A 7,993-nucleotide genomic window follows, 5' to 3' on the forward strand; every position below is an offset into this window, starting at 1 on the left:
GATCCGATCTGATCAATCGACCGCTCCTCTCGACCGCATCGCCCGGGACCGCTCCGACCTGCGGGAATGGCGGTCACTGCGGGGGTGTCGGGCTGAGGTCACAATCCGATCAAGCTGTTCATTTGATCCGAACGTCTTGACGAATGATCAGTTGATTCCTAGATTCGGCCCAGGGCACCACCCGCCCGCGCCCACCGATGAAGGACCCGCCGATGCCACTGCCCCCGGAGGACCGGAACGTCAGCCCGTACACCGGCTGGACCAGGGCGCACTGGGAGGCCACGGCCGACGCGCTGCTCACCGCCGTCCGCCCGTACGCGAGCCCCGGCCGCGCGCTCCTCCACCTGCCCGGCACCCGCCCCAGCTGGTCCGGCCGCCGCTCCGACGGACTGGAGGGCTACGCCCGCACCTTCCTCCCCGCCGCCCTGCGCATCGCCGGCGCCGGCGGCGACGACCCGCACGGCCTGCTGGAGCACTACGCCGCCGGACTCGACGCCGGCACCCGCACCCCCACCGCCGAACGCGACCTCGCCGACGGCGACCGCGACTCCTGGCCGCTGATCACCGACCGCGGCCAGGCCATGGTCGAAGCCGCCTCGGTCGCCTTCGCCCTGCGCCTCACCCGGCCCTGGCTCTGGGACCGCCTCGATGCGGCCGTCCGCGAGAGGGTCGGGCGCTGGCTCGCCGACGCCCTGCACCGCACCCCCAACGACAACAACTGGTGGCTCTTCCCGCTCTCCGTCGGCGGCTTCCTCGCCGAGGCGGGCATCGAGGAGAAGGACGCCCGCGCGGCCGTGCGCCGCGGCCTGGAGCGGATCGACCGCTGGTACCTCGGCGACGGCTGGTACACCGACGGCCGACCGCGCGCCTTCGACCACTACAACGGCTGGGCGCTGCACCTCTACCCCGTGCTGCACGCCCACCTGGCCGACGACCGCCCCCTGCTCGCCGAGTACGGCGACCGGCTCGCCGCCCACCTGGCCGGCTACGCGCACACCTTCGGGGCCGACGGCGCCCCCCTCCACCAGGGCCGCTCGCTCACCTACCGGTTCGCCGCCGCCGCACCGCTCTGGGCCGGCGCCCTCACCGGGCACACCCCCCTCGGCCCCGGCGCCACCCGCCGACTGGCCTCCGGCGTCCTGCGCCACTTCCTCGACCGCGGCGCGCTCGACGACCACGGCCTGCTCACCCTCGGCTGGCACGGCCCCGAACCCCGGCTGGTCCAGCCGTACTCCGGCCCCGCCTCCCCCTACTGGGCGGGCAGCGGCCTCCTCGGCCTGCTGCTCCCGCCCGACCACCCGGTCTGGACGGCCACCGAACGGCCCGCGCCCGCCGAGGTCCGCGACACCGTGCTCGCCCTGCCCGGACCGGGCTGGCTGGTGCACTCCACCGCCGCCGACGGCCTGGTCCGGCTGCACAACCACGGCAGCGACGACCAGCCCGCCGACACCGTCGCACCCGACAACCCGCACTACGCCCGGCTGGCCCACTCCACCGCCACCGGGCCCACCCACGACGGCCCGGCCGACAACCACCTCGCCCTCCTGCTCCCCGCCCCGGAGGATCCGGGCCGCACCGCCGACCCGCTCGACCCCGTGCCCACCGACCCGGGCCGCACCGCCGACCCGCTCGACCCCGTGCCCACCGAACGCGGCCGGATCCACCCGCTCGGCGCGGGCCCCGGCTGGGCCGCCTCCCGCTGGCAGCCGCGCGCGCACGGCGAGGAACTGCCCGGAGTCACCGTCACCTCGCTCACCCTGGCGCACGGCCCCGACGAGGTGCGCCTCCACCTGGTCACCGGCGCCCCGCCCGGCACCGGCGTCCGGCACGGCGGCTGGGCCGTCGCCGGCACCCGCGTCGAGACCGGACCCGCCGCGCACGCCCGCGCCGACGGCCGCCTCACCAGCGAACTCCACCCCCTGCACGGCTTCACCGCCGCCGGGACGGCACCCGTGCCCGGCGGCACGGCCTTCGGCCCGCACGCCGCCCTGCCCCTGCTGACCGGCACCCTCCCGGCCGGCCCGGCGCTGCTCGCCTGCGCCGCCCGCCTCACCGGCACCACCGGCCTTCCGCCGCTGCACACCGTGGACCTCACCGCCACCCCGCCGGACCCCGCCGCCCGGTCCGGCGCCACCTGGCGGCTGCGCCTCTGCTGGCCCGACGGCCGCACCTGGCAGGTCCGTCTCGGGACCGGCACCGCCACCGTCGACCTGGGAGGCTGAACGACGCCGTGCCCCTCGCCCTCGCCACCCTCGGCCTGCCCGGCACCCCGCTCGACCGCGCCGTCGGCCTCGCCGCCGACCACGGCTGGCACGGCCTCGAACTGCGCTGCGCCTCCGACCAGCCGATCCGCCTCCAGCTGGGCCCCGACCGGCGGCAGGCCGCCGCCCGGCTGTTCGCCCGCGCCGGGATCGTCCCGCTCACCCTCGCCTCGTACCTCGGCGTCGCGGCCCCGGGCCCCGACGAGCCGGTGGTCGCGGACCTGCTCGCCCATCTGCGGCTCGCCGCCGACCTCGGCTGCCGCCACCTGCGGGTCTTCCCGCACGGCGGCCCCGGCCCGGCCGGCCCGGCCGACGCCAGGGCCGCCCAACGGCTCGCCGAGGTGGCCGGGACGGCGGCGCTGCTCGGCGTGCGCATCCTGGTCGAGACCCACGACTCGCACCGCTCCGGCCGCGCCGTCGCCCAGCTCCTCGACCGGGTCGGCCACCCGGCGGTCGGGGCGCTCTGGGACCTCCTGCACACCTGGCTGGCCGGCGAGACCCCGGTCGGCACCCACCGCGCACTCGCCCCGCACCTCGGCTACGTCCAGGTCAAGGACGTCGCCTCGGCCGAGGACCTCACCCCGCTGGCGCTCGGCGCGGGCGTCCTGCCGATCGCGCCCTGCCTGCGGCTGATCCCGCGCGAGACCTGGATCGCCTGGGAGTACGAGGCGCCCTGGCACCCCCGGGCCGCCCCGCTGGCGCCGCAGCTGCCCGCCGGGGCCCGCTACCTGGGCGGCCTGCGCCGGAGGTAGCCCGGGTGGTCCGGCCGAGGTCCGCCGCTGCTCAGACGTCGCTGTTCAGCCGCCGCAGGAGGTGCGCACCCGCAGCACGGGCAGCAGTGCGGTGCGGTGCACCGGCAGCTCCGTCCCGGCGGTGAGCCGCCGCAGCAGTAGGCCGAACGCCGCCTCGCCGACGGCCCGCTTCGGCGGGGCGACCGCGGTCAGCGGCGGGGCGGCCAGCGCGGCGAACACGTCGTCGTAGGCGATCAGCGCGACGTCGTCCGGGACGGAGAGGCCCAGCGCGCGCAGCAGCGGCGGCAACCGGATCGCGTCCTGGTCGTTGTGGACGAGCACCGCCGCGGTGCCCGCGCCGACCGCATCGGCGATCCCGCGGGCCAGTCGACCGGCGTCCGCGGGCACCCCGCCCGGCCCGAGGGTGTCGAGCACGGGCAGCGGCTCCATGCCCAGCAACCGCATGCCCTCCCGGTACCCGGCGCGGACCTCCTCGGCCGTCCAGGAGTCGCCCCGGGCGGCCAGCAGCACGCTGCGGTGCCCGAGGCCGGCGAAGTACCGCAGGGCGCGCAGTACGCCGTGCCGGTGGTCCGAGCCGACCGCGTCCAGCTGCGAACCGGGGCCGTCCGGGGTGGGGGAGCGGCGCTCGACCAGGACGGCGGGCACCGGCAGGGCGTCCAGCCAGTCGCCGTCGCCGCCGCCCCGGCCCGGCAGCAGCCCCGGGGCGAGCAGCAGGCCCTCGGCGCCGGACTCCAGCAGCCGTTCGACCTGCAGCCGGTCCTCGCCCGTCCCGTACGGGGCGATCCCGAGCACCAGGCGGGCCCCGGCCGCGGTGGCCGCGGTACGGGCGCCGGCGATCACCTCGTCGAAGTAGGAGCCGACGGAGGGCACCAGCAGGCCGAGGGTGCGCCCGGCCGCGCTGCCGCCGGCGGCTCCCGGATGGGCGGTGCCCGGACGGTCCAGCGACACGAAGCCGTGCGAGCGGGTGATCCGCCCGGCGTCGGCGAGCGCGGCGACGTCCCGGCGGACCGTGACCGCCGGGATGCCCAGCCGGTCGGCGAGCTCCTTCAGCCGGACCTGGCCGCCGAGTTCGCCGATGGCCGTCACGATGAGCCGACGGCGCTCCTCCCCGGAAACGGCCATAGCGACCTCCACAGTTCCCTGGCGAGCGTCGTCCGGCCCGGCGCAGTCCCGTCCGACCATCGGACTGATCAAACAGTATCGTTCGATCGGAATGCGATCAAGGTGATGGTCTGGACCGATTGACTGACCCGGCGGATCGTGAGGTTCGTGCGGCCGGAGGCCGTGCCCCTGCCGGTGACCGGCCTCCCCGGCCTACCGTGACGGGCTCGCGCACCCGCCCCGCCCCCGGGTGGGCCCACCGTGGTCATCTGCTCGCCGACGAATCGCATCCCGACCGACTGGTAGATTCCTGTCCTCCCGGGCGGAGGCCCCGCCCCGGGCGGACAACGGGGCAGGAGAGTGCCATGCCGATCTCGGCCGACGAGCGCCGGACCCGGATCCTCGACGAGGTGCAGAGACTCGGCTCCGTCCGGGTGGTGGAACTCGCGGAGCGGCTCGGCCTGCCCGCCGTGACCGTCCGGCGGGACGTCGCGGCACTCGCCGAAGCGGGCCGGCTCCGCAGGTCGCACGGCTCGGTGTCGGCCGCGACCGAGCCGGCCGAGCCGCCTTCCGGCGGGCCGGCCGTCGGGCTGCTGGTGCCCGCCGTCGGCCAGTACTTCGACGAGGTCATCGCCGGTGCCCGGGCCGCCGCCGCCCGTGCCGGCGCGCACCTCGTCCTCGGCATCTCCTCCTACGAGGCCAGCGCCGACCGCCTCCAGGTCGACCAACTGCTCAAGTCCGGGGTCCAGGGGCTGCTGCTCGCCCCCAACTGGACACCCGCCGACCACCCCGACGACCAGGCCTGGGCCGGCGACCTCCCGCTCCCCGCCGTCCTGGTCGAACGCCGCCCCGCCCCGGGCAGCCCCGCCGCCGAACTGGACTCCGTCTCCTCCGACCACCGCCACGGCGTCCTGCTCGCCCTGCGCCACCTGGCCGGACTCGGGCACGCACGGATCGCGCTGGTCGCCCGTACCGACACCTGGACGGCCCACCGGATCCGCCAGGGCTACCGGGAGGGCTGCGAACTGCTGGGTATGCCCGCGGAGCCCGTGATCGACATCGTCAACCCGCCCACCGACGCCGCCGCGGTCGCGGAACGCCTCGCCCGGGCGCACGCCGACGGCGTCCGGGCCGCCGTGGTCCACAACGACCAGGACGCCCTCCAACTGCTGCCGCTGCTCCGCTCCCGGGGCCTGCGGGTGCCCGAGGACCTCGCCGTCGTCAGCTACGACGACGTCTTCGCGGCCCTGGGCGCCCCGCCGCTCACCGCCGTCGCACCGCCGAAGCAGGCCGTCGGCGCCGAAGCGGTCTCGCTGCTGCTGCGCCGCCTCGCCGGCGACGGCACCCTCCCGGTCCACCACGTCGAGCTGCTCCCGCAGCTGACGGTCCGCGAGTCCTGCGGAGCGGCCGCCGGCTGAGCGGCCGGCTGAACCGCCGGGGGAGGACCGCTGCTGCGCGGCCGGCGGCCGGTGCTCAGCGGTCAGCGGCCCGGGGTCAGCGGCGGGTCAGCGGTCAGCGGCCCGGTGTCCGGGGTCCGGGCGGTGGACTGTACGAGCCAGCGGAACGAGAGGCTGTTGTAGTAGTTCCTGCTCTGCGTGAGCGTCTCGCCGGCATCCGCGGGATCGGCCCAGTGGGTGATGCCCAGCCAGTGGCCGCTGGCCCGGTTGATCACCGCATGCGGCCGACCGTCGGCGACGACCCGCCACGACGTCCCGGACCCCGCGGCGGTGCAGTCCTCCTGTTCGATGCCGGGCCCGTCCGTCGCCCGGGCGCGGAGCAGCTCGGCGAGAGCGCTGTCGTCCAGGGCGGAGAGGTCCGGGCCGCGGTCGCGCGCGGGGAGCCGTGTGCGGTCGGGGAGGTGCATCGGTGAGCCGTTCTGGTCGAGCGGTCCGGCGAGGGAGCCGGTGTACGTCGTGCGGTGGGGGATGGCGTCGGTGTCTGTCGGTCGGGAGCCGGCGACGGGCACACCGTCCCCGGTGGCTGTCGCCGGCACCCGCTGACCTCCGAACTCCACGGCCGGCCTCCCCGACTCCTCCTCTCCTGACGGGATCTGATGCCGGGTGAGAGGCCCGCTGCAGCCCGGGCGTCCCACGTCTTTGCCGAATCTTTGCCGTGCCGGGTGCGCTGTGGCGCGGGCCGGGTCGGTGCGGTAGCGTCCGGCACCGACCTCCGCTCCACCCCGGCCGTGCCTCCCGCGACTCCCGCTCCACGAAGTTGGAGAGTGAGATGCGCAGGAACCGTCATCGGGCTCCGCTCACCATCGGCATCCCACTCGCGCTCGCCACCGTGGCGGCCGGGTCCTGGGCGGTGGTCGGCCTGCCCGGCTGGGCCGACGAGCGGCCGGTCCGAGCAGCGGCCGGCGGAGCGCCGGCCACCCCGCCGATCGCCTGCGACACCGCGGACGCGGCCGGAAAGGGCTGGTACCAGGCCGTGCACGTGCACCGGGCCGGCAGCCGGCCCCGGGACGGCGCGGTGGAGGCGATCCGCACCACGCTGTGGAACACCGACCAGGTCTTCGAGGCCAGCGCGCAGCGCTTCGGGCAGGGCGACAGCCGGCGTCCCCGGTTCGCCCAGGAGGCCGGCTGCCAGGCCCAGGTGCTCACGGTCGCGGTGGACGGCGCCGACAACCGCTACAAGGTGGGCCAGGTGCGGACGAAGGCGAAGGCGTCGGCCGAGGCCCTGCTGAAGGAGGCCGGTGGCGCCGACCGGGCCCGGGTGGGCCGCACCCGGTTCATCTACTTCGTGGACACCGGTCAGGCCACCGGCTGCGGTGTGGCCTCGGCCCCGGCGGCCAAGCGCCGGGCGGACCTCCACACCGGCTGGATCGCGGTGAACTGGAACTGCCTCGGAGAGGCGGCGCTCACCCACGAGATGATCCACAACTTCGGCGTGAGCCACTGCGACAACGACCGCAGCCAGGGCAACGACCCGATCTGCCGCGGCTACGACACGTCGCCGCGGTGCGACGACATCATGGGCAGGGTCGTCCTCGACTGCGCCCGGGACGACTTCGCCTGCTTCACGCCGAGGCCCGCGGCGGGCAGCCGACTCGCCCGGCACCCGGAGGAGAACGTCGCGAACAGCCCGTACCTGATCAAGGACCAGCCGAGCGGTCCGCTCGACGCCGCCCTGGTGGGCCGGGCCGGCGGGCAGTGCCTGACCGCCGGTGCCGACGGCACCTCGGTGGTGCAGCAGCCGTGCGCGCCCGGCGACGCCCAGCTCTGGCGCCGTACCGGCGGTGCGAGCGGCTACCTGACGCTGCGCCAGCTCGGCACCGGAAAGGGTCTGACCATGCCGGCCGAGGGCGGGCCGGTCCTCGCCGAATGCCGGCCGGGAGACGAGCACCAGGAGTGGTGGATGCCCTCGGCGCGCGGCGCCGACCGGGTGTACGGCAACCTGCGCAGCCGGGCCACCAAGGCGGTACTGAAGCTGCGCGGCGACGGGAAGCAGAAGAACGCGCCGGCCGAGCGCGCCGGTGCGGGCATCGCCCCCGCGGCCCAGTTCCGGGTGGTCCCGGTCGCCGCCGCGCCCGCCGCGGGCGTGACCTCCGGTGCGGCGACTCCCGCGCCCGGCACACCGGCCCCGACCGGCCGACCGTCCGCCTCGCCGACCCCGCCCCACGGTCCCGGCGGCAGCGGTACGGCGACCGCTGCTCCCTCCTTCACCCTCCCGCCGCTCGACCTCCCGTCGATCGGTGCGTCGCCCTACGTCCCGGCGCCCGAGACCTCCGAGCTGCCGGAGGCGGACAGCGCCGTCGACGCGGCCCCCGAGGAGGAGGCCGAGACCGGCACCGCCCCGGAACCGGGCGAGGAGTCCGGCGAGTAGGCGCCTCGCCCGTCGCTGCCCGCCGCACCCGGCCCGCCCGTCACCGGCGGACCG

The 7,993-nt window shown here is 76.6% G+C and carries 6 protein-coding genes; 4 read left to right on the forward strand and 2 right to left on the reverse strand.

Features of this window, described 5'->3' with window-relative positions:
* The first annotated feature begins 212 nt into the window (after positions 1-212).
* Together ACWGB8_RS06040 and ACWGB8_RS06045 are read left to right on the forward strand one after the other, a co-directional pair.
* On the forward strand, positions 213-2,222 hold the full coding sequence (locus ACWGB8_RS06040) for a DUF2264 domain-containing protein (protein ID WP_452210703.1): 2,010 nt from the start codon (positions 213-215) through the stop codon (positions 2,220-2,222).
* An 8-nt stretch (positions 2,223-2,230) separates the two neighbouring features.
* Positions 2,231-3,013: a sugar phosphate isomerase/epimerase family protein gene (locus ACWGB8_RS06045; RefSeq protein WP_452210705.1), complete on the forward strand. Its 783-nt coding sequence runs from the start codon at positions 2,231-2,233 to the stop codon at positions 3,011-3,013.
* A gap of 45 nt (positions 3,014-3,058) precedes the next feature.
* Here ACWGB8_RS06045 and ACWGB8_RS06050 read toward each other — a convergent pair whose 3' ends face one another.
* Positions 3,059-4,135 (reverse strand): substrate-binding domain-containing protein, encoded by a 1,077-nt coding sequence (locus ACWGB8_RS06050; RefSeq protein WP_452210707.1) that lies wholly within the window; start codon positions 4,133-4,135, stop codon positions 3,059-3,061.
* Positions 4,136-4,479: 344 nt separating this feature from the next.
* Between ACWGB8_RS06050 and ACWGB8_RS06055 the strand changes: the two genes are divergently transcribed.
* A complete protein-coding gene (locus ACWGB8_RS06055; RefSeq protein ID WP_452210709.1) occupies positions 4,480-5,532 on the forward strand; it encodes a substrate-binding domain-containing protein in 1,053 nt (350 codons plus the stop codon).
* Between the two features lie 62 nt (positions 5,533-5,594).
* Here ACWGB8_RS06055 and ACWGB8_RS06060 read toward each other — a convergent pair whose 3' ends face one another.
* Positions 5,595-6,128, reverse strand: a complete 534-nt coding sequence (locus ACWGB8_RS06060) for a hypothetical protein (RefSeq protein WP_452210710.1) — start codon at positions 6,126-6,128, stop codon at positions 5,595-5,597.
* Between the two features lie 212 nt (positions 6,129-6,340).
* Here ACWGB8_RS06060 and ACWGB8_RS06065 point away from each other — a divergent pair, with 212 nt between their 5' ends.
* Positions 6,341-7,939: a hypothetical protein gene (locus tag ACWGB8_RS06065; RefSeq protein ID WP_452210712.1), complete on the forward strand. Its 1,599-nt coding sequence runs from the start codon at positions 6,341-6,343 to the stop codon at positions 7,937-7,939.
* Positions 7,940-7,993 lie beyond the last annotated feature (54 nt).

It is taken from the genome of Kitasatospora sp. NPDC054939, assembly GCF_053610105.1.

Excerpts from the sequence above, each read along its gene's own strand:
- ACWGB8_RS06040 (WP_452210703.1), top strand. The coding sequence starts at position 213 with ATGCCACTGCCCCCGGAGGACCGGAACGTCAGCCCGTACACCGGCTGG.
- ACWGB8_RS06050 (WP_452210707.1), bottom strand. The coding sequence starts at position 4,135 with ATGGCCGTTTCCGGGGAGGAGCGCCGTCGGCTCATCGTGACGGCCATC.
- ACWGB8_RS06065 (WP_452210712.1), top strand. The coding sequence starts at position 6,341 with ATGCGCAGGAACCGTCATCGGGCTCCGCTCACCATCGGCATCCCACTC.
- ACWGB8_RS06055 (WP_452210709.1), top strand. The coding sequence starts at position 4,480 with ATGCCGATCTCGGCCGACGAGCGCCGGACCCGGATCCTCGACGAGGTG.